Annotated in this window: 31 protein-coding genes; 7 read left to right on the top strand and 24 right to left on the bottom strand. The window is 66.9% G+C overall.

What is annotated here, in order from left to right; genetic code table 11:
• Positions 1-9: 9 nt before the first annotated feature.
• Positions 10-933, top strand: coding sequence for a ribokinase (rbsK, locus tag J2S75_RS02270; protein ID WP_307017793.1), 924 nt, complete (start codon positions 10-12; stop codon positions 931-933).
• A gap of 41 nt (positions 934-974) precedes the next feature.
• On the opposite strand, the gene arsN2 is transcribed toward rbsK, so the two are convergent.
• A complete protein-coding gene (arsN2, locus tag J2S75_RS02265; RefSeq protein ID WP_307017791.1) occupies positions 975-1802 on the bottom strand; it encodes an arsenic resistance N-acetyltransferase ArsN2 in 828 nt (275 codons plus the stop codon).
• 209 nt (positions 1803-2011) lie between these two features.
• Here arsN2 and J2S75_RS02260 point away from each other — a divergent pair, with 209 nt between their 5' ends.
• A complete protein-coding gene (locus tag J2S75_RS02260; protein ID WP_307017789.1) occupies positions 2012-3322 on the top strand; it encodes an amidase in 1311 nt (436 codons plus the stop codon).
• A 5-nt stretch (positions 3323-3327) separates the two neighbouring features.
• On the opposite strand, the gene J2S75_RS02255 is transcribed toward J2S75_RS02260, so the two are convergent.
• From J2S75_RS02255 to J2S75_RS02215, 9 genes are read right to left on the bottom strand one after another with little or no spacing between them, the layout of a single operon-like run.
• Positions 3328-4374: a threonine aldolase family protein gene (locus J2S75_RS02255; RefSeq protein WP_307018483.1), complete on the bottom strand. Its 1047-nt coding sequence runs from the start codon at positions 4372-4374 to the stop codon at positions 3328-3330.
• A 48-nt stretch (positions 4375-4422) separates the two neighbouring features.
• On the bottom strand, positions 4423-5958 hold the full coding sequence (locus J2S75_RS02250; protein WP_307017787.1) for a hydantoinase/oxoprolinase N-terminal domain-containing protein: 1536 nt from the start codon (positions 5956-5958) through the stop codon (positions 4423-4425).
• The gene (locus J2S75_RS02245; RefSeq protein WP_307017786.1) at positions 5955-7037 is read right to left on the bottom strand and encodes an S-methyl thiohydantoin desulfurase family protein; all 1083 of its coding nucleotides are present in this window, start codon (positions 7035-7037) and stop codon (positions 5955-5957) included. The genes J2S75_RS02250 and J2S75_RS02245 overlap by 4 nt, the downstream gene beginning before the upstream one ends.
• Before the next feature lie 21 nt (positions 7038-7058).
• On the bottom strand, positions 7059-8141 hold the full coding sequence (locus J2S75_RS02240; RefSeq protein ID WP_307017784.1) for an ABC transporter ATP-binding protein: 1083 nt from the start codon (positions 8139-8141) through the stop codon (positions 7059-7061).
• A 3-nt stretch (positions 8142-8144) separates the two neighbouring features.
• Positions 8145-8942, bottom strand: coding sequence for an ABC transporter permease (locus J2S75_RS02235; protein ID WP_307017782.1), 798 nt, complete (start codon positions 8940-8942; stop codon positions 8145-8147).
• Entirely contained in the window at positions 8939-9829 is an 891-nt protein-coding gene (locus tag J2S75_RS02230; protein WP_307017781.1) for an ABC transporter permease, read from the bottom strand. Before J2S75_RS02230 ends, J2S75_RS02235 begins: the two co-directional genes overlap by 4 nt.
• Positions 9826-10560 (bottom strand): aspartate/glutamate racemase family protein, encoded by a 735-nt coding sequence (locus J2S75_RS02225; protein WP_307017780.1) that lies wholly within the window; start codon positions 10558-10560, stop codon positions 9826-9828. Before J2S75_RS02225 ends, J2S75_RS02230 begins: the two co-directional genes overlap by 4 nt.
• A gap of 11 nt (positions 10561-10571) precedes the next feature.
• Entirely contained in the window at positions 10572-10730 is a 159-nt protein-coding gene (locus tag J2S75_RS02220) for a hypothetical protein (RefSeq protein ID WP_307017779.1), read from the bottom strand.
• A gap of 18 nt (positions 10731-10748) precedes the next feature.
• A complete protein-coding gene (locus J2S75_RS02215; protein ID WP_307017777.1) occupies positions 10749-11699 on the bottom strand; it encodes an ABC transporter substrate-binding protein in 951 nt (316 codons plus the stop codon).
• A 177-nt stretch (positions 11700-11876) separates the two neighbouring features.
• On the opposite strand from J2S75_RS02215, the gene J2S75_RS02210 reads away from it, so the two are divergent.
• From J2S75_RS02210 to J2S75_RS02190, 5 genes are all read left to right on the top strand, one after another.
• Positions 11877-12902 (top strand): helix-turn-helix transcriptional regulator, encoded by a 1026-nt coding sequence (locus tag J2S75_RS02210; RefSeq protein ID WP_307017775.1) that lies wholly within the window; start codon positions 11877-11879, stop codon positions 12900-12902.
• A 187-nt stretch (positions 12903-13089) separates the two neighbouring features.
• Complete coding sequence (minC, locus tag J2S75_RS02205) at positions 13090-13794, top strand: septum site-determining protein MinC (RefSeq protein WP_307017774.1); 705 nt, start codon at positions 13090-13092, stop codon at positions 13792-13794.
• A 14-nt stretch (positions 13795-13808) separates the two neighbouring features.
• Entirely contained in the window at positions 13809-14621 is an 813-nt protein-coding gene (gene minD, locus J2S75_RS02200; RefSeq protein ID WP_244376553.1) for a septum site-determining protein MinD, read from the top strand.
• Positions 14618-14890, top strand: coding sequence for a cell division topological specificity factor MinE (minE, locus tag J2S75_RS02195; RefSeq protein ID WP_307017771.1), 273 nt, complete (start codon positions 14618-14620; stop codon positions 14888-14890). The genes minD and minE overlap by 4 nt, the downstream gene beginning before the upstream one ends.
• Positions 14891-15356: 466 nt before the next feature.
• A complete protein-coding gene (locus tag J2S75_RS02190) occupies positions 15357-16352 on the top strand; it encodes a helix-turn-helix transcriptional regulator (protein WP_307017769.1) in 996 nt (331 codons plus the stop codon).
• 201 nt (positions 16353-16553) lie between these two features.
• Here the strand turns inward: J2S75_RS02190 and J2S75_RS02185 are convergent, their stop codons facing one another.
• From J2S75_RS02185 to J2S75_RS02120, 14 genes are all read right to left on the bottom strand, one after another.
• Positions 16554-17606: a linear amide C-N hydrolase gene (locus J2S75_RS02185; RefSeq protein ID WP_307017767.1), complete on the bottom strand. Its 1053-nt coding sequence runs from the start codon at positions 17604-17606 to the stop codon at positions 16554-16556.
• 692 nt (positions 17607-18298) lie between these two features.
• Positions 18299-18832: a hypothetical protein gene (locus J2S75_RS02180; protein ID WP_307017766.1), complete on the bottom strand. Its 534-nt coding sequence runs from the start codon at positions 18830-18832 to the stop codon at positions 18299-18301.
• A gap of 53 nt (positions 18833-18885) precedes the next feature.
• Positions 18886-19077 carry a helix-turn-helix transcriptional regulator gene (locus J2S75_RS02175; RefSeq protein ID WP_307017765.1) on the bottom strand — a complete coding sequence of 64 codons (192 nt, stop codon included), beginning with the start codon at positions 19075-19077 and terminating at the stop codon, positions 18886-18888.
• Positions 19064-19303, bottom strand: coding sequence for a hypothetical protein (locus J2S75_RS02170; RefSeq protein ID WP_307017763.1), 240 nt, complete (start codon positions 19301-19303; stop codon positions 19064-19066). Before J2S75_RS02170 ends, J2S75_RS02175 begins: the two co-directional genes overlap by 14 nt.
• Positions 19296-19526 (bottom strand): ribbon-helix-helix domain-containing protein, encoded by a 231-nt coding sequence (locus J2S75_RS02165; protein ID WP_307017761.1) that lies wholly within the window; start codon positions 19524-19526, stop codon positions 19296-19298. The genes J2S75_RS02170 and J2S75_RS02165 overlap by 8 nt, the downstream gene beginning before the upstream one ends.
• The gene (locus J2S75_RS02160; protein WP_307017760.1) at positions 19523-20629 is read right to left on the bottom strand and encodes an ATP-dependent DNA helicase; all 1107 of its coding nucleotides are present in this window, start codon (positions 20627-20629) and stop codon (positions 19523-19525) included. Before J2S75_RS02160 ends, J2S75_RS02165 begins: the two co-directional genes overlap by 4 nt.
• A complete protein-coding gene (gene ssb / locus J2S75_RS02155; protein ID WP_307017758.1) occupies positions 20629-21150 on the bottom strand; it encodes a single-stranded DNA-binding protein in 522 nt (173 codons plus the stop codon). The genes J2S75_RS02160 and ssb overlap by 1 nt, the downstream gene beginning before the upstream one ends.
• Complete coding sequence (locus tag J2S75_RS02150; RefSeq protein ID WP_307017756.1) at positions 21147-21347, bottom strand: hypothetical protein; 201 nt, start codon at positions 21345-21347, stop codon at positions 21147-21149. The genes ssb and J2S75_RS02150 overlap by 4 nt, the downstream gene beginning before the upstream one ends.
• Positions 21348-21528: 181 nt before the next feature.
• Positions 21529-22248: an exonuclease domain-containing protein gene (locus J2S75_RS02145; RefSeq protein ID WP_307017754.1), complete on the bottom strand. Its 720-nt coding sequence runs from the start codon at positions 22246-22248 to the stop codon at positions 21529-21531.
• A complete protein-coding gene (locus tag J2S75_RS02140) occupies positions 22245-22517 on the bottom strand; it encodes a hypothetical protein (RefSeq protein WP_307017753.1) in 273 nt (90 codons plus the stop codon). Before J2S75_RS02140 ends, J2S75_RS02145 begins: the two co-directional genes overlap by 4 nt.
• Positions 22514-22774 (bottom strand): hypothetical protein, encoded by a 261-nt coding sequence (locus J2S75_RS02135; protein ID WP_307017750.1) that lies wholly within the window; start codon positions 22772-22774, stop codon positions 22514-22516. Before J2S75_RS02135 ends, J2S75_RS02140 begins: the two co-directional genes overlap by 4 nt.
• Before the next feature lie 4 nt (positions 22775-22778).
• Positions 22779-23990 (bottom strand): recombinase RecT, encoded by a 1212-nt coding sequence (locus J2S75_RS02130; RefSeq protein WP_307017748.1) that lies wholly within the window; start codon positions 23988-23990, stop codon positions 22779-22781.
• A complete protein-coding gene (locus J2S75_RS02125; RefSeq protein ID WP_307017746.1) occupies positions 23987-24391 on the bottom strand; it encodes a hypothetical protein in 405 nt (134 codons plus the stop codon). The genes J2S75_RS02130 and J2S75_RS02125 overlap by 4 nt, the downstream gene beginning before the upstream one ends.
• Complete coding sequence (locus tag J2S75_RS02120) at positions 24388-25155, bottom strand: hypothetical protein (RefSeq protein ID WP_307017744.1); 768 nt, start codon at positions 25153-25155, stop codon at positions 24388-24390. The genes J2S75_RS02125 and J2S75_RS02120 overlap by 4 nt, the downstream gene beginning before the upstream one ends.
• Positions 25156-25182: the final 27 nt, after the last annotated feature.

The raw sequence follows: 25182 nt of genomic DNA, 5'->3' as shown, positions 1-25182 counted from the left end.
GAGGTTGAAATGTCGAAGATCGCCGTCGTCGGGTCCAACATGATGGACCTCATCACCTATGTCGACCACATGCCGTTGCGCGGCGAGACGGTCGAGGCGCCGAGCTTCGAGATGGGCCATGGCGGCAAGGGCGCCAACCAGGCCATTGCCGCCGCGCGGCTCGGTTCCCCCGTCGTCATGGTCACGAGGGTGGGCGAGGATACTTTCGCCGACGCTACCCTCGCCAATTTCGCCCGCAACGGCATCGACACCACCCATGTGCTGCGCACGCCCGGCGCGCCCTCCGGCGTGGCGCCGATCTTCGTCGAGCCCTCGGGCGAGAATTCGATCCTCATCGTCAAGGGCGCCAATGCACACCTCGCCCCGGCGGATGTCGACGCCGCCGCCGATCTGCTCAAGGGCTGCGCGCTGATCCTGATGCAGCTCGAAATCCCGGTCGACACCGTCTACCACACGGTGAAGCGGGCGAAAGAATGGGGCGTGCCCACCCTGCTGGTCCCGGCGCCGGCCTTGCCGGATCTCGATGTCGCGCGGCTGGCGGATCTCGCCTTCCTCACCCCGAACGAGACCGAACTCGCCACCCTCACCGGCCTGCCGGTCGAGACCGAGGCGCAGGTGGAGGCGGCGGCGAAGACGCTTACCGCGCGCGGCATCGGCACGGTGGTGGTGACGATGGGCGGGCGCGGCGCGCTGCTGGTGTCGGGCGAGGAGGTACGCCGCGTCGCGCCGGTCAAGGTGGAGCCGGTCGACACGACCGGCGCGGGCGACGCCTTCATCGGGGCCTTCGCCCATTTTCACACCCAGGGCCTGCCGGTGTTCGAGGCGCTGGGCGAGGCGGCGACCTATGCGGCGGATTCGATCACGCGGCGCGGCACGCAACGCTCCTACGCCACCGCCGACGAATTCCGCACCCGCTTTCCGCGCAAGGCGTGAGGCAGTACCGGCCCTTCCCGTTCGAACGTCGGCAGGGTGCCTCAGAGTGCGATGCGGCGGGTGAGGAGAGAGGCGGTGGACGGGCACAGCGCGGTCGCCTGCGGCAATTGGCGAATGGCGTCGGGCGCCTGTTCGCGCGGCGTGACGGCGAAGCCGATGCGCTCGAAGAAGGCGCAAGCGCCTTCGGTCAGCAGCCAGGCGCGTCGCGCGCCCATGTCGAACGCGCGGCTCATCAGCAGCAGGGCGATGTTGCGGCCTATCCCTCTGCCGCGCGCGGCGGGTGTGACGAGCACCGAGCGCAGCAGCGCGTCTTCCCCATGCCGCTCGAAGCCGGCATAGCCGACCAGCGTGCCGCCAAGGGTCCGGTAGCTGTAGAAGCGGCCGGGTGACGCTCGCAGGTCATCGGTTGGCAGGCCCGCCGCGCGCAGCGCCTTGGCGAGGCGCGGCTCGGCGGCGGCGACCTGCTCGTCGCGCAGGAAAGGACTGCCATCGTCCTTGTCGAGATCGGCGCGCGGGACGATGGGCAGCAGGTCCAGCACCGTCTCCGACGGGCGGCACAGCTTCACGCCGAGCGGCGTCACCACGATCGGCCGGTTGAGCAGGATCGGATGGGCGGCGAGGGCTTCCAGCCGCCGGGCGTCATCCACGTCAGGCGCGTCCAGCCCGAGGTCGCGGAAGGGTGTCCCCCGCTCGCGGAGCAGCGCCTGCAGCTTCCAGCCCATGCGCTCCGCCAGTTGCACCAGCAGGGCGGAGGCCGGCGGCGATTTCAGGTACTCGATCACATGCGGCTCGATGCCGGCATGGCGGATCAGCGCCAGCGTGTTACGCGACGTGCCGCATTCCGGGTTGTGATAGACGATGACATCCATGGCGGCATAGCCCGCAGGGCCGGTTCTTGATCCATGTGTCGATGCTGGCGGACATGGCGATATTAAGCAATGTCGGTGCAACGTCGTTCGTTCGTGATCTGGGCGGCCGCCCTGCCCCGAAGCGGCGCCGGTCCCTGGTGACTGCGGTCCTCATTGCGTGCCGTTCGGGACGGTCCTAGCTGTGGCGGCATTCAGCCGGAGTGCGCGACATGGCCGACGCTTTATCCTTCCTGTCTGTCACCGCACTGGCGGAAGGCTACCGCGCCGGCCGCTTCACCCCGCGCGATATCTGCGCGCAGGCGATGGCGCGGCTGAGCGAGTGGGAGCCGAGGCTGAACGCCTTCATCGACCCGATGACGGACGAGGTGAGGCGGCAGGCCGACGAGGCCAGCCGCGCGCTGGCGCGGGGCGAGGACAAGGGCCCGCTGCACGGCATCCCCGTCGCCATCAAGGACATTATCGACGTGGCAGGCGTGGAGACGAGCTGTGCCACGCGGGCGCTGCCCCCGCGCCGCGCCGCCCGCGATGCGGACTGCGTGCGGCGCCTGCGGGAGGCGGGGGCCATCCTCTTCGGCAAGACCAATCTCTTGGAATTCGCCTATGGCATCGCCCATCCCGCCTTCGGCCAGACCAATAATCCGTGCGACCCCTCCCGCACCGCCGGCGGCTCCAGCGGGGGCTCGGCGGCGGCGGTGGCGGCCGGCATCGTGCCTCTGGCGCTGGGAACCGATACGGGCGGTTCGGTGCGCGCGCCCGCGGCCTATTGCGGCATCGTCGGATTGAAGCCGAGCTTCGGCCGGCTGTCGCTGGAGGGCGTCCATCCGCTGGCGCCGAGCCTCGATCATCTCGGCCTGCTCGGCCGCAGCGTTGAGGATGTGGCGCTGGGCCTTGCCGCGCTGGCGCCCTTGCCAGCCGCCGGTGTCGGTGAGTTGGCGTCGATCCGTCTCGGCGTCTGCCGCAACCAATGGGATTCGCCGGCGCTGCGTCCGCAGGTGCGGCTGGCCGGGAATGCCGTCCTTGGCCGGCTCAAGAGTGCCGGCGTGACGATGGTGGATGTCGCCCTGCCCTCACCGGAGCGGATGACTGCCGCGCTGCTCGATATCCTGCTGCCCGAGGCCGCCCTGGTGCATGCGCAAACCTATCGCGACGCGGCCTCCGGCTATGCGCCGGGAACCGCCGCGCAGATCGAGGCCGGGGCTGTCCTGCCGGCCGTGCGCTATCTCGACGCCAAGCGGCACCAGCAGCACTGGACCGCCGAGCTTGGGACGCTGTTCGAGGCGGTCGACGCCATCATCAGCCCGACCGTGCCCTTCGTCGCGCCGGACACGGATCCCGCCCTCAGCGCCGAGGGCGACGACGAAATTCTCACCCTGACCCACGCCAATCTCACCGGCGCGCCGGGCCTCTCCCTGCCCTGCCGCCGGGAGAGCGGGCTGCCCGTGGGGCTCCAGCTCACGGGCAAACCCGGCGCGGACGCGGCGCTCCTCGCGCTCGCCCGCCGGCTGGAGCCGCTGCTGTAGCGGGTCTAGTTCGTTCCGGCGTGAAGCGCCGCCGCCGCGCCTATGTCGGCGGCGAGTTCATCCACCCGGTCGAGCCTCGCGTCCCAGGCGAACATGAACCGGGCGCCGCCGCCGATGAAGGTGTAGAAGCGCCAGCCGCGCCGCCGCAACGCCTCCAGCACCGGCTCCGGCGCCTTCAGGAACACGGAATTGGCCTCGACCGGGAACAGCAGCTCCACGCCCGGACAGCCGCTCAGCGCGTTGGCAAGCCGCGCCGCGCAGCCATTGCCGTGGCGGGCATTGGCGAGCCAGGCGCCGCTTTCCAGCAGCCCCACCCAGGGGGCGGAGAGGAAGCGCATCTTGGAGGCGAGCTGACCGGCCTGCTTGCAGCGATAGTCGAAATCCGCTGCCAGCACGCGATCGAAGAAGATCACCGCCTCGCCCACCGCCATGCCGTTCTTGGTGCCGCCGAAGCACAGCACGTCGACGCCGCTCTTCCAGGTCATCTCGGCCGGCGTGCAGCCCAAGCTGGCGCAGGCATGGGCGAAGCGGGCACCGTCCATGTGCAGCTTGAGCCCGAGTTCGCGGCACAGTGCCGAAATCGCGGCGATCTCGTCGAGGCTGTAGACGAGCCCGGTCTCGGTCGGCTGGGTGAGCGTGACCACCCGCGCCTTGGGAAAGTGGATGTCGGAACGGCTGGTCGCCAGCGCGCGGATGGTCTGCGGCGTCAGCTTGGTCGAACTCGACGGCGCGACCAGCAGCTTCGAGCCATTGGAGAAGAACTCCGGCGCGCCGCATTCATCCGTCTCGACATGGGCGGAGGCCGCGCAGATCACGCTGTGATAGGACTGGCAGAGCGAAGCCAGCGCCAGCGAGTTCGCCGCCGTCCCGTTGAAAACGAAGAACACCTCGCAGTCGCTCTCGAACAGGTCGCGAAACGCATTGGCGGCGCGGGCGGTCCATTCGTCGTCGCCATAGGCGACACACGACCCGGCATTGGCGCGCGCCATCGCCTCCCAGGCTTCCGGACAGATGCCGGCATAATTGTCGCTCGCGAATTGCTGCGCCGAGATGGCCATGCGCCTTCCCCTGATGTGGTCCGTTCGATGCTGCCGCCGTGTCTAGCCCGCGAGATCGCCGATCACGCGCACCCTCACCCGCAGCGGGTCGCCGGGAATGTAGGACATGGGCGTGTCGTCGACATCGAGCACGGCAAGCGTATCCGGCGCCGCGCCGGCGGCAACCGCCTGCTCGCGGGCCGCGCGCAGCGTCTCGGCAATCGCCTCCTCGCGGGGCACACCGTAGAACACGCGGTCGCTCTCGCCACTGACCTGCGACATGGCGGCGCCCACGGCATTGGCGACGCCGGCATTCTCCACCTTGATGACCTGAGAGACGCCGGGCAGATGGTCCGGTACCAGGAACGCCCCGCCGCCCACGGCGATGACGGGTAGATCGGCGCCGCTGGTCTTCATCCGGTCGACGAGTTCCGCGAGCCGGCGGCCGATCCAGTTCTGCGCCGCCTCGGAGAGGTCGAGCGGGATCGCGTTCCGCCGCTGGGCATCCCCCAGTTCCAGCAGGCCCAGCCGCACGCCGACATCGGTCAGGGTGAGTGTGTCGCCGCCGGCGATGCGCGCCTTCTCCAGCAGCCGGAAGCCGACGCTGTCGGGCCCGACGGAAAAGGGCGCCTCGCGCACCACGGTGCCGCCGCCGAGCGCGATCGCCACCACGTCCGGCATGCGGAAGAAGGTGCGCACGCCGCCAATATCCACCTGCGTATTGGCCTGCCGGGGGAAGCCGGCCTGCAGCATGCCGGCATCGGTGGTGGTGCCGCCGACATCGAGCACGACGGCGTCGGCGAGACCGGACAGAAGATGCGCCCCGCGCATGCTGTTTGTCGGGCCCGAGGCGAAGCACAGCACCGGGAAGCGCTCGGCCTCCTCGGCCCGCATCACCGTGCCGTCATTCTGGGTGAGGTAGAGCGGGCCCGCGAGGCCGGTTTCGGCAATTGCCTGGCGGAAGGCGGCGACCGTGCGCCGTGCCAGCCCGTGCAGGGCGCTGTTGAGGATGGTGGCGTTCTCGCGCTCGATCAGCCCGATGCGGCCGAGATCGCTGGACAGGGTGACCGACACGCCGGGCGCCACCTCGGCGAGGATGGCAGCGGCTTCCCGCTCGCAATCGGCGATGAGCGGGGAGAACACGGCGGTGATGGCCGCCGCCGCGATGCCGCTGTCGCGGATCGCTTCCGCCGCCCGGCGCATGGCGTCGCGGTCGAAGGCGGCGATGGGCCGGCCGTCGAACTCATGCCCGCCGTGCAGCAGGAAGACCGGCCCGGCCACCGCGCGGTGCAGGTCCTCCGGCCAGTCGGCCATGGGTTCGATGGAGGAGGCGGCGGGGAGGCCGATGCGGATCACCGCCACCTTGGACAGGCCGCGCCGCTCGATCACCGCATTGGTGAAATGGGTCGTGCCGATCATCACCGCGCGCACATCGGGCGTCGTCCCGTCGCTGTCGGCCAGCACATGGGCGAGCGCGGCCCGCACCCCGCTCGTCACATCCGCCGTGGTCGGGCTCTTGATCGCGCGCAGGATGCGGCTGCCGTCGAGCAGAACCGCGTCCGTATTGGTGCCGCCGACATCGATGCCGATGCGCTTCATGGGGTCAGCTCCTCGAAGGGGCGGTAGTCGAAATCGTAGCCGAAGGCGCGCGGCCCCACGACGGCGAGCCCCTCCGCGCTGCGCATGATCGGGTCGGCGCCGAGCACGATCACCGCCACGCGCTGGCCGTAGCGGATGACCTCGGCGCCGATCGCCTCGGCGCTTTCCTCGTCGAGCACGGTGATGAGGTCCGGCACGCTGGCGACGAGCGCCCCGTCCCGGTGGGCGACCGCGAACTCGTTCTGGAACGCGATGGCGAGTTCCCGCCCCTGCCAGGCGCCCGTGCCGGTGAGGCGGACAGTGCCGCGCACGAAGCCGCCTTCGGTGCGGCGCGACACGTCCTCGACCTTTCCGGTGAACACCAGTCGCGCCAGCGCGCGCTCGACCACGGCCGCGACGGGATCGCGGCCGACGGCTTTGGCGGCCTGGATCGAGCGGCCGATGGCGATGGCGCGCGAGACCGAGCGCAGGATCGCGTGCGCCTTCACCTCCGCGCCCGAGCGCGGGGCGGTGCAGGTGCCGGCGATGGAGCCGAGCTCGACCACGATGCGCCGGCCGATACGCTCGACCCGCGTCGGGCTCTCGGCGCGAGCGATGAGGATCTCGTTGTCGCGTATGTCGGCAATGGCGAAGGGGGCGACCTCCAGCCCGCGAATGGCGAAGCTCGCCATCTGCGCTTCGGGGAAGGCGCGGCCCATCGTATCGGCGTCCACCACCGGCAGGCCGAGTTCCATGCCGACCAGCATGGCGAAGAAGGCGTTCTCGCCGCCGATCTCGATCGACATGATGGCGTCGAAGGGCTGGCCGGTATGCGCCTCCATGCGGCGCACGGCGCGGCAGATGGATTGCGGCTCCGGCAGGCGTTCCTTGGTCACCAGCGGCGCGCCCATGATGCACACCACGGCGACGCGGGCGTCGTCGGCGAGTTCGTCTGGGTCGATCAGGCGGATGCGCCGGCCGCGCCGGTAGTCCGCCTGCGCGCACATCAGTTCGAGATGGGGGTGGTTGCCCCCGCCCGTGCCGAGCACGCCCGCACCGATGGCGAGCGCCTCCAGTTCGTCATAGTCGAGTTCACGCATGGAAAAAGCCCTTGAACGGCCTCAGCCGTCGACCAGCCAGACCGACTGGCCCGGCCAGGAGAAAATGGCGGTGGCGCCGCGCTCCGGCGCTGGCAGCGCGGCACTCTGATGCGCGGTCAGGCGCGTACCGTCCGGCAGGTGGCCGGTGATCTGCTGCACCGCGCCGGAGAACATGATCTCGTCGACCCGCGCCTCGACGCGGCAATCATGGTGCGCGGGAGCGGCCGCGCCCACGGCGATCGTTTCCGGGCGAACGACCAATGCCACCCGGGTCCCCTCGCCGCGCCCGCCGCGCTGCGCGGCGCTGAGGTCCAGCGTCAAAGGCAGCGAGTCCGCCGCCACGCGGCCCCCGCCGCCGATACGAGCGTCGAACAGATTGGCATTGCCGACGAAATCGGCGACGAAGCGCGTCGCCGGCCGGCGGTAGAGATTCTCCGGCGTGTCGAACTGCTCCAGCGCGCCGCCATTCATCACGGCGATCCGGTCGGAGAGCGTCAGCGCCTCCTCCTGGTCATGGGTGACGGCGACGAAAGTGAGCCCGAGGTCGCGGTGGATGGTCTTCAGCTCCGCCTGCATCTGCTTGCGCAGCTTGAGGTCGAGTGCGCCCAGCGGCTCGTCGAGCAGCAGCACCGCCGGCCGCACGATCAGCGCCCGGCCGAGCGCCACGCGCTGCGCCTGCCCGCCCGACATCTGGCTCACCCGGCGGTCGCCGAAGCCCCTGAGATTCACCAGCTCCAGCATCGCCTCGACCCGGCGGGCGATCTCGTCCTTCGCTATCCTGCGCATGCGCAGCCCGAAGGCGAGGTTCTGCGCCACCGTCCGATGCGGGAACAGCGCGTAGTCCTGAAAGACCATCGCCGTGTCGCGCTCATAAGGAGCGGCGCCGAGGACCGACACGCCGTCGATCAGCACATCGCCCGAGGAGGGCGTGACGAAACCCGAGATCATCCGCAGCAGAGTGGACTTGCCGCAGCCGGACGGCCCGAGAATGGTGACGAAGGCCCCGCGCGCAATCTCCATCGATACATCGCGCACAGCCGCCGACGCGCCATAGACCTTGCTGACGGCCCGCAGTTCGACGGCATTGGGGGATCGCTCGGTCATCACTCAGGACTCACATTCGCGGCGGCTCTGGCCGAGGATCCAGACCTGCGCCGAAACGCTGACAAACAGCGTGACCAGGATCACCAGGGCGGAGAGCGCGTAGATTTTGGGCGAGATGACCTGCCGCAGCGAGGTCCAGATGGCGATGGGCAGGGTCTCGGTAAAACCGGCGAGGAACCACGCCACGACGAACTCGCCGAACGCATCGGTGAAGGCGAGCAGCAGCACGGCGATCAGCGACGGCGCGACCAGCGGCAGCACCACCTCGCGAAAGGTGGTGAACTCATCCGCCCCGAGATTCATCGCCGCCTCGATATAGCTGCGCCGGAAACCGAGGAAGCGCGAATAGAGCATCAGCGTCGCGTAGCTCGATGTCATCGTCGTGTGCGCCAGCACGATGGCCGGAGCGCCGATCAGATCGGGCGCGGCGCGGAACAGCACCACCAGCCCGAGACCGAGCACCAGCTGCGGCAGCACCACCGGCCCGAGAACGAGGCACAGCACCAGCGACTTCATCCGCACCGGCCGCCAGGCCAGCACCATCGCCGCCGGCATGGCGAGCGCGGTGGAAAGCACGGCCGCCATCAGCGCGAGGCGGATGCTGGTGAGCAGCGAGCCGACGAGGCGCGTATCGCCGAGGCTCGCGCTGAACCAGTCGGTGGTGAAGGCGTCGATGGGTAGGCCCGGAATCGCCTTGGCGTCGAAGGCGAACAGCACGATCACCACGATGGGCAGATAGAGGAAGGCGTAAAGCAGCACCGAATAGGCCGGCAGCGTCCAGCCGAAGGAGAGGCGGTTCATAGGCCCGTCTCCCCGCTGGCGCGGCGGATCCATTTCATCGACAGCGCCAGCGCGGCGAAGACGAGGACCAGCAGCACCACGGCCATCGCCGCCCCGCTCGGCCAGTCCAGCCGGCGCTGGAACTCGTCCTGGATCACCTGCGAGAACATCAGCTGCTTGCCGCCGCCGAGCAGCGCGGGGGTGACGAATTCGCCAAGCCCGAACACGAAGCAGAACACCGCGCCCACCACCAGCCCGGGGGCCGACAGCGGCAGGATCACTTCGAAGAAGGTGCGGGCCGGGCTGGCGTTGAGGTCCAGCGCCGCCTCGATCCAGTTGTCATGGATGTTGCTGATGGCAGCGTAGAGCGGCAGCACATAAAGCGGCAGATAGGCGTAGATCAGCCCGATGGCGGTCGAGACCGGCGAATAGAGCAGGAAGCTCATCGGCGCATCGGTCAGGCCGAGCGTCATCGCCACCTGGTTGATGACGCCGCGCTCGCCCAGCAGCAGCCGCCACGCCGCCACCCGCATGACGATGCTGATCCAGAACGGCGCGATCACCGCGACCAGCAGCAGCCCGCGCCAGCGCCCCGCCTTTTTGGCGATGAAATAGGCGACGGGGAAGGCCAGCACCGCGCAGGCCACCGTGACGAAGGCCGCCGTCTCCACCGACAGCAGCAGCGCGCGCCAGATCGCCGGGCGCGCGAAGATGGCGATGTAGTTGTCGAAGGTGAAAGCGGGGATCAGGCGGTAGCTCTGGGTGCGCCAGACGCTCACCCCGAAGATCAACGCCACCGGCACGACGAAGAACACGATCTGCCACAGCACCAGTGGCAGCAGCCCGGCCGCCGGCAGCGCCGCCCTAAGAAGCGGCCGGCGCCGTGGGATGTCATGCGCCGCGCTCATGAAGCGAAGGCATATTCGTCGCGGGCGAAGGCCGGCGTGGGATAGGCGAGCTTGGACGGCCGCAGTCCGGTCGCCACCATGGCGCGAGCAAAGTGCAGCGCCACCTTGCCGGGGTCGATCACCGGAATGGCGACGCCGAAATGCCGGTGCAGGGCCTCTTCCACCGCCTGCGCCATGTCGAAGCCGGTACCGGTGCAGCCCATGACGAAGGCTTCCGCCCCGTCGCGCTCCACCGCGTCGATGCTCTCCGCAATGATATGGGCGAGGCAGCTCTCGTCCAGCGCCAGCACGCTCGCGCCGGCCGCCCGTACCGAGGCGAGGTTCCGCTCCAGCCCATACCGGGCCACGACGCGCCGGATGAGCGGGAACAGCGGCTTCTCGGTGATGAACACGGTGAAGCGGTTGGAGAGCATCGCCGCCATGTGCAGCGCCGCCTCGCCTTCCCCGACGATGGGGATGGAGACCAGCTCGCGCGCGCCCGCCAGGCCCGGATCGGTGAAGCAGGCGATGGTGCAGGCATCCACACCATCCGCCTCGGCCTCGCGCGCGAGTCGCATCACCTCCGGCGCCGCGAGGGCGGAGTCGAACTCCGCCTCGATGGAGTTGGTGCCGCGCCGCAGCGGCACGGCGGAAATCTCGACGCCTTCGCCGGCGAAGGAGCGGTACTCGGCCTCGGCCTTGCCCACCAGCTCCTTGGAATCCAGCACCGGCACGATCACACGTATATGCATCGACCCGCGCCTCAGCCCATCTTGAAGGTTTGCCAGGCGTCGGCCCAGGCGGTCTCGTCGACCGGCGCCAGGCTCATCTGGCAGTTGGCGACCCATTCTTCCATCTTGTCGAGGCCCAGCGCCTTTACCTGCTCAGGCGTGAGGAGGTCCTTCACCTTGGCATTGGTCACCGCGAACTTGTCCGCGCCCTAGGCCATCTGCTTCATCGCCTTGGCGCTGGTCATGTAGTCGAGATAGGCCATGGCGGAGGCGAGATGCTCGGTTCCGCGCACGATCTGCAGCGTCTCCATCCACATGGCGCCGCCCTGCTTGGGAATGGACAGCTCGACATCGGCGCCGGCGAGGCGGGCCGTGGTGCGGACATTGTCGCTCGACGAGCCCCACACCATCCACGCCTCGCGGTTGGTGAGATCGGATTTCACCGTGCCCATATCGGCCTGCAGCGCCCGCATGTTGGGGCGGAAGGCCATCATCTTGTCGAGGATCTTCTGCAGCGCCTCGCCGGTCGCGTCTTCCGGCTTTGCCTGACCGATCCACTTGCCGGTCATCCAGAGATAGAGCTCCGGCCAGTCGATGATCTCGATCCGGTTCTTCAGCGCCGGGTCCCAGGCGAGTTCGGCATCGGCGGCGGAGGCGGCGGAAATCTTGTCCGGCCAGTAGACGAAGCCGTTGACGCCGAAGCGGGTCGGGATGGCGTAGACCTTGCCGTCGAACATCGTCTCCGGCCGGTTGCGGAATGCCGGCAGCGTCTCGTCGAGCGACGGCAGCTTGGCGGTGTCGATCGGCAAGGTGAGGCCGGCGGCGGCGAATTTCGAGGTCCACACCGCGTCGGGGTTGATTACGTCGAACTTGGTGGTGCCGGCCTGCACGAGGCTCAGCTGCGCGCCATTGCTCTCGGCTTCCTTGATGTTGAGCTCGACGCCGGTCAGCTCGGTGAAGCCGCGCATCAGCTCCGGGTCGTTATAGCCGGCCCAGGCCAGCACATTGAGCGGACCCGTGAGCTTGGCCTCGCCCGCATAGGCGGGGCGCGTGAAATCCACCTGGCTGGCAATGGTCGCGAACATCGCCGCCTGCGCGCCGAAGCGCAGCACGTCGCGGCGGCTGGGGCGAGGCGGGGTAAGAAAACGCGATCCGGACATGCGACCATTCCCTCTTGGCGCGGAGGACGACCACCGCTGTTTATGTCAAAATGTATATCCCCGCGCGGGACGGTCCTCCGATAGTGACTGCAGTCACCGCACCGCTGCCGCGCCGGGCGCACAGGGCATGATTCTTGCCTTTGAGCGACGATCGAGCAGCAGGAAAGCAAGGCCGGCATGGGTCGCCACCAACGGGTTCACGATCTGCCGGCCGGCTTCGGCAAGACCATGGCGCGCGTGCTGTCACGCATGGGCCGCGACGATTTCTATGAAACCGTCATCGACGCCATCGCCCCGCTGATCCCGTGCGATTTCTGGATCATGGCCCGCTACGAGGAGGCGGCGAAGCCCTGCATCATCTCCGAATCCGGCATGGCCGCGCGCGCCAAATCCGCCTATGCGGACAGGCTGTGGCGGTTCGATCCGCTGGCCTCCACCCCGCTCGCCACCGATGGTCACCGCGCCATCAGCCTGCGGAACCTGTGCGCGCATGGCCCGCTCGACCGCAGCTATGCCCGCTATCTCGATGTCGATCTCGGCATCGCCGACGAACTGGCGCTGCTGCTGCCGCTGAACGAGCGCAGCTTCCTCGCCCTGTGCCTCGACCGGCACCGGGAGGCGTTCGACGACGGGGAACTGCGCCTCGCCTCGGAAATGCTCGATATCCTGCTGGAAATGCACCGCCAGCACGTGGCCCTCACCGTGGAGCGGCAGGTCGCGCGCACATCGAGCCTGGCGGGCGACGCGCCGGCCGAGATCCTGATCCTCAGCGCCGATGGGACCCGCCTGTTCCAGTCCGAAGGCTGGGGAGAGGCGGCGCGTCAGGCCTTCGACCGGCCGAGCGTGCCAGATCACGTACTGCGGGGCGACCGCCGGGTCATTCTCGGCAATGGCGGCTGGTGCCTGCTGCGGCCGGCGAGCGAGGGCACGGACCCGCTTCTGCGCGACGCACAGGTGTTCGTGCTGCGAAAAGAGGCGCAGGACTTCGCCAGCCGCCTCGACCGGCTGGCCCGGCTCTACGGGCTGACCGAGCGTCAGAAGCAGATCGTGCGGCTGTCGCTCGATGGCCACCACAACGCCTCCATCGCCCGCCAGCTCGACATCACGGTCGGCGGGGTGAAGAACCACAAGCTGCGCATCTACGACAAGCTGGACATCACCAGCGAGCGCGAACTGCTCCCGGCCTTCCTCACCAGCCTCTGATACCGGAACCGCTCGAAGCCCTGAGCGACGCTGGCGCGCCCGTTCGGCGTGCCCAATCGGCGGGCAGTTTCCGCGCGCGTGCATGGCCGGGGACAAGGCGCCTGCCCTCGGCGCCAAACGTGCCGGAATTAACCACTCGTTAACCAAAATTAACTGAATCTATCCATCACTTAGGGAGATTCGACCCGTGAACGCAGTCAGTCAGACCGGCCCCTCCATCCGTTTCCGTGGACGCTCGTTCATGGCGATGACGCTGGTGGCCGACGTGCCGCTGTCGGCCTGGCTGGCCGATTTCGATGTCTGGCTGCAGCGTTCCCCCGGCTTCTTCACCGGCCGTACCGTCGTGCTCGATCTCGCCGGCACGGCGCAGAGCAAGGCCGAGGTCGAAGGCTGGATCAGCGAACTCGCGACGCGCGGCGTTCGGCTGGTCGGGCTGGAGGGCGTGCGCCCCAGCCTTGTCGACGCCGCCATGCCGCCCATCCTGCGCGGCGGCCGCGACGCCACGCTCGCCATCAACGACGTGGCCGCGCCGGAACCGGCCCCGGAACCCCGCAAGCCGGTCGAACCGGTGAACCTGATCGTCGAGCGGCGCGTGCGCTCCGGCCAGTCCATCGTCTGCCTCGAAGGCGACGTGACCATCATCGGCTCGGTCGGCGCTGGCGCCGAAATCATCGCCGGCGGCTCGATCCATGTCTATGGCACGCTCGCCGGCCGGGCGATCGCCGGCGCGACCTTCGGCTCCGCCGCGCAGATCTTCTGCAGCAAGCTGGAAGCCGAGCTGCTGGCCGTGGACGGCATCTACCGCACGGCCGAGGACATTGACGACGCCTTTCGCGGCACGGCGGTGCGCGTGTCGACCGAAGACGAGACCCTGCGAATTACCGCGCTTTAGGAGCGAAGCAAGTCATGGCCAAGATCATCACCGTCACGTCGGGCAAGGGCGGGGTCGGCAAGACGACGACGACCGCCGCCATCGGCGCGGCCCTGGCCCGCACCGGCGATAAGGTCGTCGTCGTCGATTTTGACGTCGGGCTGCGCAATCTCGACCTCATCATGGGGGCGGAGCGGCGGGTCGTGTACGATTTCGTCAACGTCATCCAGGGCGATGCCCGCCTGCCGCAGGCGCTGATCAAGGACAAGCGGCTGGAATCGCTGTTCCTGCTGCCGGCCTCGCAGACCCGCGACAAGGACGCGCTGACCGAGGAAGGCGTCGACCGCGTCATCGGCATGCTGTCGCAGCATTTCGACTGGGTGATCTGCGACAGCCCCGCCGGTATCGAGCGCGGTGCGACGCTGGCCATGCGCCATGCCGAGATCGCCATCGTGGTCACCAACCCGGAAGTCTCCTCGGTGCGCGACAGCGACCGCATCGTCGGCATTCTCGACGCCAAGACCCTGCGGGCCGAGCGCGGCGAGACCGTCGACAAGCGCCTGTTGCTGACGCGCTACGACCCCGTCCGCGCGGCGCGTGGCGACATGCTGAAGACCGAGGACGTGCTGGAAATCCTGTCCCTGCCGCTGCTGGGCATCGTGCCGGAGAGCCCGGACGTGCTGAAGGCGTCGAATATGGGCGTTCCGGTCTCCATCCATGATCCCAACAGCGCCCCGGCCCGCGCCTATCACGACGCGGCGCTGCGGCTGAAGGGCGAGAACATCGCCATGGAAACGCCGCGTGCGCGCGGCGGCCTGTTCAGCAAGCTCCTGCGGAGGGCAGCATGACCTTGTGGAAGCGCCTGTTCTCGCATGGCAGCGCCCCGCAGGCACGGGAGCGGCTGCAGATCCTCCTCTCGCATGAGCGCCAGGTTCTGGGCGGCGACGATCTACTCTCCCGCCTGCGCGAGGACATCCTCGCCGTCGTGGCACGGCATGTGCCCTGCGAGCAGGACAATGTGAAGGTCCGCCTGGAGCGCGGGACGCCGATGTCGATCCTCGAAATCGAGGTCGAGGTGCGCGGCGAGGTCAATCTGGCGATCAGCCGCGCCGCCTGACGCGGCGGGGCCTCCCGGACGGCACCCCTCGACGATGCGGCCAGCGTCCGGAGAGGCACGGCCCGAGAGCAGAGCCCGGCACCGGAAACGGTTCCGGGCTTTCTGTTTGCGGGAGCCGGGGAATGACCGGCCCGACAGAGGTGGCGCAGGCTTGCGCCAGTGTCGCGACCGTAGGAACTTGAACGACAGCACTGCCAAGCCCTGCACGGGCGAGCGCCAGTTGGGCTCGGTGGCTGGCTGTGCGGGCGATCCATCGGATGCGGGCGGGGTCGCCGATCATTGCCGCAACGGCGGGATCGCCCCGACGGGGATGTCGCCATGACCACGAGCGGCACTTTCACATCCGATGGGCCCCGCGGTCTCTCTGGAGATGGCACTTGCGGCGAGGCTGGACTCATCGGGCTCGAAATGCGGGGCGCGCCGTCAAATTCATGCTATCGTTTGCCGATCGCAGGTGGGGGCTCGCGTGTCGGATCCATCTCAAGCCGCAAGCGCGGCGACCTTGGGTATCGCATCGCAGAGCCGATGGCTTCTTCCCAATGGCTTCGACAGCCTCGAACTCCCGCCAGATCAGCGCACCCTGCCCGATAGCGTGGCGGAACTCACCTACCCGCAGTTTTCCCTCCGGCCGGGACTGGAAGTCTACACCTTCGATGCCAAGATCAGGTCGCCGGTCAACCTGACTTATGAAGTGCTGTCCGGTGAGCCCTATCTCTGGCTCGCGCTCAACATCTCCGGCAGCAGTTCCTATGTGCATGACGGGGGGCTGGAGGGTGAAATTGTTCCCGCCAGCAGCCATTTCGCCATGCTGCGCGACCCGCTGAGCACCTTTCATTATGTGGGAGGACACCATCGAGTGTCGGGTATGGCGGTGACGCCTGCGCGGCTCGACGAGATGTTGCAGGGCGAGCTGCCCGAAAGGTTCATATCGGCCTTCGTCACGGGCGCGTTCGACCCGTCGATCCGCTCATCCTCGCCCACCCAAGCGATGCGGACCATCGCGGCGCAGATTGCCCGCAACCCCTATGAGGGGCCGATGGAGGCGGTATTTCTTGAAGGCAAGGCCTTCGAGATGCTCGCGGAATGCCTGTCCGTCTTCCATCACGAGGCCCCTCCAAACCCTGGTGCGCGGGCGCGCCGCCATGCGTTTGCGGCCCGCGAGATCATGCTCGCGGACCCCGCCAGACCTCCGCGCATCGAGGATGTCGCCAGTGAAGTCGGGGTGTCGCAAAGACGGCTGAACGAAGTGTTCCAGGAGGTGTTCGGTGCGTCTCCGCTGCAGTGTCTGGTGCGATGGCGGCTCGATCTGGCCCGCCAGTGGCTCCGCAGCGGAGATCTCAGCGTGAAGCAGGTGGCGCACCGGCTGGGTTATGCCCATGCCAGCAACTTCTCGCTCGCCTTCGCACGCTGTTTCGGCCATCCGCCGACCGGCGCCCCGGACGCGCGCACTCCAGCCGATTGAGCGGGATGAGGGGCGCCCGCCTGGGTTTCAGCCTGGCTTCCGGCCCCTCGTCTTGACCCATTCGCGGGCGGACTGGGCACATAGAGCATGGGAATGACCAGGATGCCGAAGGTCGAGGCGCCGATCATGCCGAAGAAGACCGGGGTGGACACCGGGCGCCGGCGGATCTCCGAGGCGCCTCAGGCCAGCCTTGTCCTGCGCTCACAGCGTGGGTGGAAAGGCCTCGCCAACAGGACCGAGCGGCGTCAGCTTCGCCGAGACGTCTCCGCTCAGCCCGGCTTCGGAGGGCGTCAAGGCGAGAATCTCGGTTCCCTCCGGATTCAGTTTGGAAAACTCCAGCCAGAACACGTTCGGGCTGTTCACCGGCATCACATAATACACCTTATGGCTGTGGTCTGACACCGAGGCCCAGCGCGTCGGCCAGGCATCGGCCGAGTCCCCTCCCGACGTATCGACCGCCCCGAAGGGCACGGCGACGTTGCGCACCACGCCGGCCAGATGACCGATGGCCTCCGCAGTGTCGACGGGCGTCGGCAACGTCTTCAGATAGGAGGAGGCGCGCACGAAGCGGCTCATCGGATCGATGTCGCCGGGCATCGCAAGCGTGCCGCCGAACAGCTTATAGCGCTTCAGATTTGCGAGTTGCTCCTCCAATGGAGGCTCGTTTGTCATCACGGTCACGTCCTTGCCGTGGTGGATCACGGTTTTGCCCTTTACGAACTCGATGACCGCACTGTCTCCGCTCGCATCCGCAATCGACAGGTGCAGTGGCCACTCGCGCCCGTGGGCCGGCACGGAAACAATGCGGACTTTCTTCAGGCCCTCCAGCGCCTCCGCGACGGTGGCGAAGTTATCGAGCACAAATTGCGGCCAGAGCAGGTTGGACAGGCCCGGGCGCTGGTCGGCCGGCTCGTGCTCGGCGTCGTGCAGATAGAGCAGGTGGGCGCTGAGGCCCATCTCATTCATGCCGTCGCTGGTTGCGAAATCCAGGGCGGTCAGGACCGTGCTGGCGTATGTCGACCTCCACTGAACGGCATTGCCGTCCGAGAGCCCGCGCCGGGCGATACCCCGCGGCAGGAAGACGAGGCGGGGCTGGTCGTCGATATAGAGATCCATGGTGCGGGCGGCGACCACCGCCTGGGGGTTGGTGTTCCAGAGAATGAGGCTGCAGGCGGAGGCGATTGCCCCACCCGCCAGATAGGTCGAGAGCGCAGCGGCGAGGCCGATACCTGTGAAAGAGCAGCTCATACGCATGTTCCGTTTCCCGCGCCTGGGTGGATGGACGCATATCCGGCTGCCCGGCTCGCGAAGGGCTCGCTGAAGCGCCAAGAAGAGTCGGCGCACGGCATTCTTTCCCCGGCGAAGAGCGTTTCGCACCGCGGCTGAGTTCCCGCCGGCGCGTCAGGCACCCGTCAAACACAGGTTCAAGCTAGTTCATCTCCGGCCCGTCCTCCACACAACGGCCTTATGCGGCTTCGCGCAAAGCATATGGGAGCCGGCGATCAAAGGAGCGGACAGAGGGGTTCAGGGCGATCCGCGACCAAGCCGATGCCGCCCGCGCCCAAACATCGCTCACGACCTCAGGCGAAGACGCCGTCACACCGGCTATGGCCGCGCATTTCGCCGACATCGCCCGCAAGCGCATGCGTATGGAAGGCGGCGGCGGTGGCGCGATCATTCGCGCGCCCTGGCTCAATGCGTGGAGGCCGGAGCGAGGGAAGTCCGCAGCATCGGATCGAAAGGCGACCGGCTTCGAACGCTTGCTGCCGTCTCAGAAGGGAAAACGGCTAGGCTCGGCGTGCCCAGTTCGGGACTGAAATGGCGGAAGGGGTGTCTATAGAAGACGCCCTCTAACTACTTGAGAAAGAAGTGGATATTTTGCGCTGTTGCGTCGATAGCCACCTCCATGACCCCACATTATTTATTTCTGCAACTCACTCTCGGGCCTACGTATTCGGCGTGGTGAGCTTATCACTTGCTTGTTTATAGGCATCAGGAGAGGCCGCGAGCATGCCGGTGGCGATTGTTGCGCAGACCACAAATTTCTGACGCTTTGAGAGCTTATCGTAGCTCTCTTCGAAAGTCTTTCCCCCCTCAAATTTTATAATAAACGTCTCCAGCGGCGTATCCGTGAATGTCGCAACGGCTGCTTGGAGTTCAGTGATGGCCTTATCGTCTATTGTTTCGTGTCCTTTGTGGGCAAAGCCATTGCGGACATTATTCAATATTTCCATAGGCTTGATGATTTGATCCGCCACTCCCAATATAAAAAGAATGTTCAGCGAATCTGCAAAATATTTGTTCTTCTTTTTATCTTTCGTAGCTCGACCGCTGGTGAGCTTATCGAGGGCGTGAATTAGCGCACGCTCTGCTTCGTAATGGCAGCGAATAACCGCACCGATGTCGTCTTCGGCGAAGAAGGCGGCTTTCAGGCGCTTCATGTCGATCTTGTGATTTGTCACAAGCTTCTCGAAATACACAGCCGTTCTCCATTCCAATCGGACGACGCATCGTACCACAAGAAAAAGGGCGCCTAACGCGCCCTCTTTGTCTCCAACCAGCTTTCCAACTCGGTGCGTCGCCATCGCGTGGCCTTCGCGCTCAGCCGGAACGCCGCCGGGAACTCCGGCTGCTTCGCCCACTCCCAGACGGTCGCGACATGCACGCCGGTGATCGTGGCGATGTCCTGGGCGGAGAGATATTCGGCGCTCTCAGTGATAGCCATCGCGCTCCCTTTCCTTCGGGCTTCGCGACCGGCAGTCGTCGCACACCTCGCTGAACAGGTAGGTGTCCACTTCGGCGCCGACGGGCGCCGGCAGCCCCGTCTCAAGATCCACGATGGGCGCATCTGCCAGGCATGCGGCGTGGCAGATGCCCATCTCATAGTCCGTGGCGCACACGTCGCTGGGCTCGAGCGCGACCAGGCAGACCGGGCACTTGTGCTCATCCATTGGCGCGACCAGCGCGGGCCTGGAGGTCCGCCAGCACGGCCAACCGGATTGCCGACGACAGATTGCCGCCCGATCGCGCACCGTCGATCTCGGCAGTCAGCGCCGAAAGCGTCTTCGACCGGCGGGCGGCAATGGCCTTGAATGCCGCGAAGAATTCGGCCTCCAGCGAAATACTGGTCTTGTGTCCGGCGATCACGATCGACCGCTTCACGATCTTGCTCATTGGCTCCTCACGATGGTCAAGCGCTCTGCGGCGCGGGTGATGGCGGTGTAGAGGTGCTTGGCGGAGGACTCGCGGAAGGCGTCGCTCTCATCGAAGACGATGACGCTGTCCCATTGCGAGCCCTGGCTCTTGTGGACGGTCAGGGCGTAGCCGTAGTCGAACTGCTCTGTGCCCTTGAGCTGATGGAACTCGAGCTCGCTTTCGCGCCCGGCGAAATAGAAGCGGTGGACCCTGACGTCGACCGGCATCCGCGCGGCGCCGGCGTCGGACGGTTCAACGACCATCTCGACATAGTCGGGGTCATCCGACCGCATGTGGTCGATGACGCTCCAGAGCCCACCGTTCAGCAGCCCCTTGCTGTGGCGGTTCTTGAGGCAGACGAGGCGCTCGCCGATGTTTGGCCGGTCACCCGTGAACCCTCGCAGTTCCCGCATGCGGCCGTTGTAGCGGCGCCGCGTCTTGTTAAGGCCGATGAGGATCTGCTCGGCTTCCAGCACCTCGGCCTGCTCGAGCTGGGACGGAGGAATGACCTTGCTGGAGCCGTAGGCGCCGTAGGCGAGCCCCCTGCCCTCCCGCACGTCCATGGACATCCGGATGATCGGGCTGTCCTGTGCCTGGCGATGCACCTCGGTGAGCATCGTGTCCGGGCGCCGGCTGGTGAAGAACCCTTCACCGCGCACGGGCGGAAGCTGCGCGGGATCCCCGAGGACCAGCACCTTGGTGCCGAATGACAGGAGATCCTTGCCGAGCGCCTCGTCGACCATCGAGCACTCGTCGATCACCACGAGGCCCGCTTTCTTAACCGCGCTCTCAGGGTTGAGGACGAACTCCACTACGCCGCCGGCCTTGCGGCGGGGCTTGTAGATCATCGAGTGGATGGTCGACGCGCCGATGCAGCCCTTCCGTTGGAGAACCAGCGCGGCCTTGCCGGTGAAGGCACCATAGAGCACCTCGCCACGGGCGTCGCCGGCCAGATCTCTGGCGAGGGTGGTCTTCCCGGTGCCGGCATAGCCGGCGAGGTAGTAGACCTGCGCCCCGGCCTGATCGCGGAGCCAAGCGGCAACCTCTCGGCGCGCGCCTTCCTGCTGGGGCGACCAACTCATCAGCGGAACTCCGGAGCGAACGGAATCTCGTCGTCCAGATCGTCCGTCATGCTGCGAGGACCACGGGAACCGCCACCGGATCCGCCGCCGAAGGACCGGCCGCCAGATCCACGGTCGTCACCCCCGCCGCCGCGTCGATCGTCGCGGTCGCCGTCGTCACGCGAGCCGCCCTTTCGGCCTGGGCCGCACAACTCGATCTTGCCGTCGAAGCCCTGCAGAACGACTTCGGTGACGTACTTGTCGGCGCCGCTCTGGTCCTGCCATTTCCGGGTCTGGAACTTACCCTCCACATAGAGGGCGTCCCCCTTCTTCACGTACTGCTCGACGAGCTCGACCAGGTGCTCGACCCAAATGACCACCGGCATCCACTCGGTGCGCTTTTCCCAATTGCCAGTGGACTTGTCCTTCCACCGTTCCTCGCAGGCCAAGCGTAGGTTCGCGACCAGTTTGCCGTTGTTAAGCCGGCGAATTTCGGGGTCGGCACCCAAGCGGCCGAGAAGTGTGACGCGGTTGATGCTCATTCTTCGTTCTCCGTACTGTCTTCGCCGAAGGCCATGAGGACATCGGCGCGCACGGGGTCCCCGGTCGCGATGCGATGTGCTTCCCATTCGACTTCGGTCATCTTGAGCAGCGCCCGGGCCTTGGCCTTGGCGCGAATGTCGTCCCGTGCGGCCTGTCCGAGCGTTTCGTTGCAGACGTTGCTTTCGTCCTGTCGCATTCTTGAGTTTGGCATGTATTCGTTCCCATCAGACGAATTGAAGAGGTGCAAAATCCAAGTCTACGACGTCAAGTTGGTTTTACGTAACGGGGTACTTGCTTTAGTCCATTAATCGACGGATGTAGTGGTTAAGAGGTAACTCATTTGACATTCGTGAAGCCCGAACTCTGGGTGAGACAATCTACCTCAACGCGTCACGTTGCTTCAGATGATGCTTGGCGTTGGCGACGACATCGGGGTTGTCTTTGATGTTCTCGACGATCCAGACCAGATAGTCGGTGGGCACGTCGGCCCAAAGCTTGTCGCGGTATTTCTTGAGGGGGCACCGGGGCAGAAGCGCCCTTCCGCTCGACCAACGGACCATCTCGGCAAGGGAGGCCCGCCCCTCTTCGATGATCCGGGCCAGCAGCACGGCACCGACATAGGCGTCCGGAACGGCACGATGCGCCGGAAGTCCGAGGGCTTGGTCGAGATCCAGCGGCAGGGCGTAACGGAGATACTGCAGCCCGTGGGAAGGAAGGTCCGGCCAGAGCCGGAGCGCCACCTTGTACGTGCAGATCCACGTCACCTCGCTGCCGAAGAAGCTCGCCTCAAACTCGGAATTGTGCGCGGCGTAGTAGGCGGCGCCGCCGGCTGCGAGTGTCATGCACGCACGATCCGGCCCCGGCGCGCCGGCGACATCCGCGTCAGAGATGTGATGCACTGCCCTCGCCTCCGGCGGGATCGGCCGGCCGGGGTTCACCAAAAATCCCTTCGGCTCGCTGAGGATCGGCACCGCGAAGCCATCGGCCAGGTCCGTCTCCTCGAACGCGACGTCGCACCACCCGACTTCGCAGAGGGCGTGCCGCTGATCTTCGGTCGGCGTGCCCGTCGTTTCGAAGTCGACACAGCGAATGATCATCTTGCCCTCAGAGGAATGACGGTCGCCGACGCGGCGAAATCGACGGGCTCGCCGGCGGCGAGGCAGAGGTCGAGAAAGGTGTGCGTGCCGCGCGCCAGAGCCGTGCGCAGAGCCGTGTCTTCGATGGCGAGCAGGAGGTCCGCCAGCGATTGCACCGCGGCCCCGAGCACGAGGTCGGCCGGCACCGCTAGGTTGGGCCCGTCCCCGAATTCCTCGATCCACTGCGCGACGGCATGGTCGATACGGGCCTTGAGGATCTCGGCGCTCATGACGGAAGGACGGGATAGGCGACCTGACTGATGGACGCCTTGGTGACGACAGCCTGGTCGAGAGCGGAGTGGATCGAAGCGACGAAGCTCCAGCGATGGTCCGGCGGGCCCGAGACGATCACCTCGGCCAGCACCTCGATCAGGGCGTCAGCGACCTCGGTTGCGTCGAAGACGATCCCGGCCTCGGTGGACATCCCGCCCGCAACCACATGGTCGCGGACGGCGGTCCTGATGGCGGCGTGAAGATCTGCCGACATTGCGTCATGCCTTCGAGGCCGGCGGCGGAGGCGTGAACCCCGTCACGCTGTCGTGGCCCTTCATCCAGCAGATGCCGAGGGTGCGGGCGCGCTCGTCCTTATCCTCGATCCAGCGCCGCTTCAGGTCAGGCGGAACGGTGCGCGGATGCTTCGCATGGGCGGCATCGTGACCTTCCAGGAAGAGCCTGCACTGCTCGACGTCGCTCTGGTCGATACCGCGCGGTGCGACATCGAGGTTCTCCATCCTCGTGAAGATCCGTTCGGCCTCGTCGTCAGCGGACGGCGCCTCAGCCGCCACTTCCTCAGCCCCTTCGGCGAAGGGGTCGTCGTCGACGACGTCCGCCTCGGCAACGGCCGGCGTTCCGGATACATTGGCAACGCTGCCGGAAGTGGTCGTCTCGACCACATCGACAACGCCGGAGGCCTCAGCAGCAACAGCCGGCACGCTGGCATCGGCGTCTTCGCGGGCCGCACTGCGCTGGCGGCGCTCGCGCTTGGGCTTCTCAGGTTCGGACGGCTTCGCGGCGAGCTCAACCGCTTCGTCGGCCGGGCCTTGCGCCGCAAGGAGGTCGAGCGTCTCGACCATGTCCGGGCGCGCAGCCGGGGCTTGCGTGCGCACGTCATTGCGGTCGTAGAGTTCGTCCTGCGTGTAGATGCCGAGGATGACATCGGGGAAATGGCGTCGAGCGAACGCGCGGCTGGAGTAGTAGAAGAGCTGCTGGTCAGGGTCGCCCTTCCACAGGGGCGAGTTCTTGACCGGGATCCTTCCGATGTCGGGCGAGGTGTATTCGACGATCTCGTCCGTGCCGTCGTCGAGGATCGCCCACACCCGGCACCGGCGCCGCTCGGCATCCCCGATGAATTCGCAACGCAGCCGGCCCTTGATGGGCGCGCGCCGCAGGACGACCGCGTGAATGAGCTGCGACTCGTAGCCGACACGGTCGTTGACGGAATAGGCCTTGTTGGCGACCGCCCAGGGCGACATCTGCCACTCGATCGCCTGCATGGTGACTGCCAGGCAGGATCCCGGGTTCATCCGCATGAACTTCGGGACCGCGACATCGCTGAGGGCCATGAGCTTCGAGAACTCCATGACCTGCTGCATGTTGCTGAAGGCGACGCCGCCCATGCGGCTGGATATCGGAAGCGCGCGCGTCTCGGTCGTGTCGACGCGCGCAGCGAGGCGCTCCTCGCGGGTGGCGACTTCATTGCTCATGAATTCTCCTCGGCGCGCCGCATGGCCGCCTTGAGCTGAAGGTTCAGGGTTCGGACGGCCTCAAGGCCGAGGGGGGCGTTGTCGCGTTGGGCTTCGCTAGCGCCGGCCATCCAGCCTCGGATCCAGCAGGCGATGTCGGCGAGGCCACTGGACAGGCCGGCGGCCTCGTCCGTCGACAGGTTGATACGGACCAGGTCGCTCGGAAGGATGAGGTCTTCGGGCGCCGCCGCAGTGATGGTGAGCCCGGGGCCGCCGGGAGCGGCAGCGCCGCAAAGAGCCGACAGCGCAGCGTCGCGGATCTCCCGGATCTGTGGCGTGGCATCCGCGGACGCGCACTCCTCCTCGATTCGGTGGAGCCACGCGCGAAGGTTTTTGGGGTCGTGATTCAGCGCCGCGCTCATCGGAACTGCGCCTTGGTCGCTTCAATGAACTCGACGCCGGCGATCGGCATGGAGCCCTTGTGGATCCGGATGTGCGCACGCACCGCCTTTTCCAGCACATCGACAGCGATGAAGGGACGCAGCGCGGCGATATCCACCTTCGACCAATCGGCGACGCGGAAATCCCACTTGTCGCTGGCGGTCGCCAGCATGCCGCTACTGCTGCGCGTGCGTGTCAGGTCCGCCGCACGGGCAGTTGATGTCTCGGCCGCCTGGGCCGCGCGGAAGGCGAGGGTGTCGGCCTGATCAGCCGTGGCCTCCGCCTCTTCGATGTATCCGAAATCGGCCTCCATCTCGGCTTCGCGCCGCTTGCGCTCTTCCTCGAGACGGAGCTTGCGCTCCTCCTCTTCGGCCTGGCGGCGGGCCTCGAGCTTCTTCTGGTGGGCGTAGGCATCGGCGCGGGCAGAGAGCCCTTTCACCATCTTGTCGAGGCGGTCTTTCGGACCACGGAACAGATCATCGACTTCCCGCCCCGCCTTGAGGAACGGGTCCTTCTCGGTGACGCGGGCGTCCTCGAGCTTCCGGAACGCTTCCGAGGCGTCCATGATGACCTTGCCGAAGTCGAAATTCTCTTCCTCGGTCGCGATGGTCTTCGGCAGCTTGTTCGCTCGGGCGGCGAGCGGCTCGACGAGGTCGAACAGAGCCTTGTGGCGATCGACCAAGAGCTCCGTCAGGCTCGGGGGATTGTTCCCCCCGACGACGGCACGCGGATTCTCAGCCTCCATGGCGAGATCCTTTCAGTACAGAGGGGT

It is taken from the genome of Ancylobacter polymorphus (genome assembly GCF_030813495.1).
In the GTDB taxonomy this organism is placed as follows: Bacteria; Pseudomonadota; Alphaproteobacteria; order Rhizobiales; family Xanthobacteraceae; genus Ancylobacter; species Ancylobacter polymorphus.
The sequence above is the reverse complement of the archived record's forward strand: the minus strand, read 5'-3'. Positions and strand labels throughout refer to the sequence as shown.

Coding starts and splice junctions, on each gene's coding strand:
- rbsK (WP_307017793.1), top strand. CDS start 10: ATGTCGAAGATCGCCGTCGTCGGGTCCAACATGATGGACCTCATCACC.
- arsN2 (WP_307017791.1), bottom strand. CDS start 1,802: ATGGATGTCATCGTCTATCACAACCCGGAATGCGGCACGTCGCGTAAC.
- J2S75_RS02260 (WP_307017789.1), top strand. CDS start 2,012: ATGGCCGACGCTTTATCCTTCCTGTCTGTCACCGCACTGGCGGAAGGC.
- J2S75_RS02250 (WP_307017787.1), bottom strand. CDS start 5,958: ATGAAGCGCATCGGCATCGATGTCGGCGGCACCAATACGGACGCGGTT.
- J2S75_RS02245 (WP_307017786.1), bottom strand. CDS start 7,037: ATGCGTGAACTCGACTATGACGAACTGGAGGCGCTCGCCATCGGTGCG.
- J2S75_RS02240 (WP_307017784.1), bottom strand. CDS start 8,141: ATGACCGAGCGATCCCCCAATGCCGTCGAACTGCGGGCCGTCAGCAAG.
- J2S75_RS02235 (WP_307017782.1), bottom strand. CDS start 8,942: ATGAACCGCCTCTCCTTCGGCTGGACGCTGCCGGCCTATTCGGTGCTG.
- J2S75_RS02230 (WP_307017781.1), bottom strand. CDS start 9,829: ATGAGCGCGGCGCATGACATCCCACGGCGCCGGCCGCTTCTTAGGGCG.
- J2S75_RS02225 (WP_307017780.1), bottom strand. CDS start 10,560: ATGCATATACGTGTGATCGTGCCGGTGCTGGATTCCAAGGAGCTGGTG.
- J2S75_RS02215 (WP_307017777.1), bottom strand. CDS start 11,699: ATGTCCGGATCGCGTTTTCTTACCCCGCCTCGCCCCAGCCGCCGCGAC.
- J2S75_RS02210 (WP_307017775.1), top strand. CDS start 11,877: ATGGGTCGCCACCAACGGGTTCACGATCTGCCGGCCGGCTTCGGCAAG.
- minD (WP_244376553.1), top strand. CDS start 13,809: ATGGCCAAGATCATCACCGTCACGTCGGGCAAGGGCGGGGTCGGCAAG.
- minE (WP_307017771.1), top strand. CDS start 14,618: ATGACCTTGTGGAAGCGCCTGTTCTCGCATGGCAGCGCCCCGCAGGCA.
- J2S75_RS02185 (WP_307017767.1), bottom strand. CDS start 17,606: ATGCGTATGAGCTGCTCTTTCACAGGTATCGGCCTCGCCGCTGCGCTC.
- J2S75_RS02175 (WP_307017765.1), bottom strand. CDS start 19,077: ATGGCTATCACTGAGAGCGCCGAATATCTCTCCGCCCAGGACATCGCC.
- J2S75_RS02170 (WP_307017763.1), bottom strand. CDS start 19,303: ATGGATGAGCACAAGTGCCCGGTCTGCCTGGTCGCGCTCGAGCCCAGC.
- J2S75_RS02165 (WP_307017761.1), bottom strand. CDS start 19,526: ATGAGCAAGATCGTGAAGCGGTCGATCGTGATCGCCGGACACAAGACC.
- J2S75_RS02160 (WP_307017760.1), bottom strand. CDS start 20,629: ATGAGTTGGTCGCCCCAGCAGGAAGGCGCGCGCCGAGAGGTTGCCGCT.
- ssb (WP_307017758.1), bottom strand. CDS start 21,150: ATGAGCATCAACCGCGTCACACTTCTCGGCCGCTTGGGTGCCGACCCC.
- J2S75_RS02150 (WP_307017756.1), bottom strand. CDS start 21,347: ATGCGACAGGACGAAAGCAACGTCTGCAACGAAACGCTCGGACAGGCC.
- J2S75_RS02145 (WP_307017754.1), bottom strand. CDS start 22,248: ATGATCATTCGCTGTGTCGACTTCGAAACGACGGGCACGCCGACCGAA.
- J2S75_RS02140 (WP_307017753.1), bottom strand. CDS start 22,517: ATGAGCGCCGAGATCCTCAAGGCCCGTATCGACCATGCCGTCGCGCAG.
- J2S75_RS02135 (WP_307017750.1), bottom strand. CDS start 22,774: ATGTCGGCAGATCTTCACGCCGCCATCAGGACCGCCGTCCGCGACCAT.
- J2S75_RS02130 (WP_307017748.1), bottom strand. CDS start 23,990: ATGAGCAATGAAGTCGCCACCCGCGAGGAGCGCCTCGCTGCGCGCGTC.
- J2S75_RS02125 (WP_307017746.1), bottom strand. CDS start 24,391: ATGAGCGCGGCGCTGAATCACGACCCCAAAAACCTTCGCGCGTGGCTC.
- J2S75_RS02120 (WP_307017744.1), bottom strand. CDS start 25,155: ATGGAGGCTGAGAATCCGCGTGCCGTCGTCGGGGGGAACAATCCCCCG.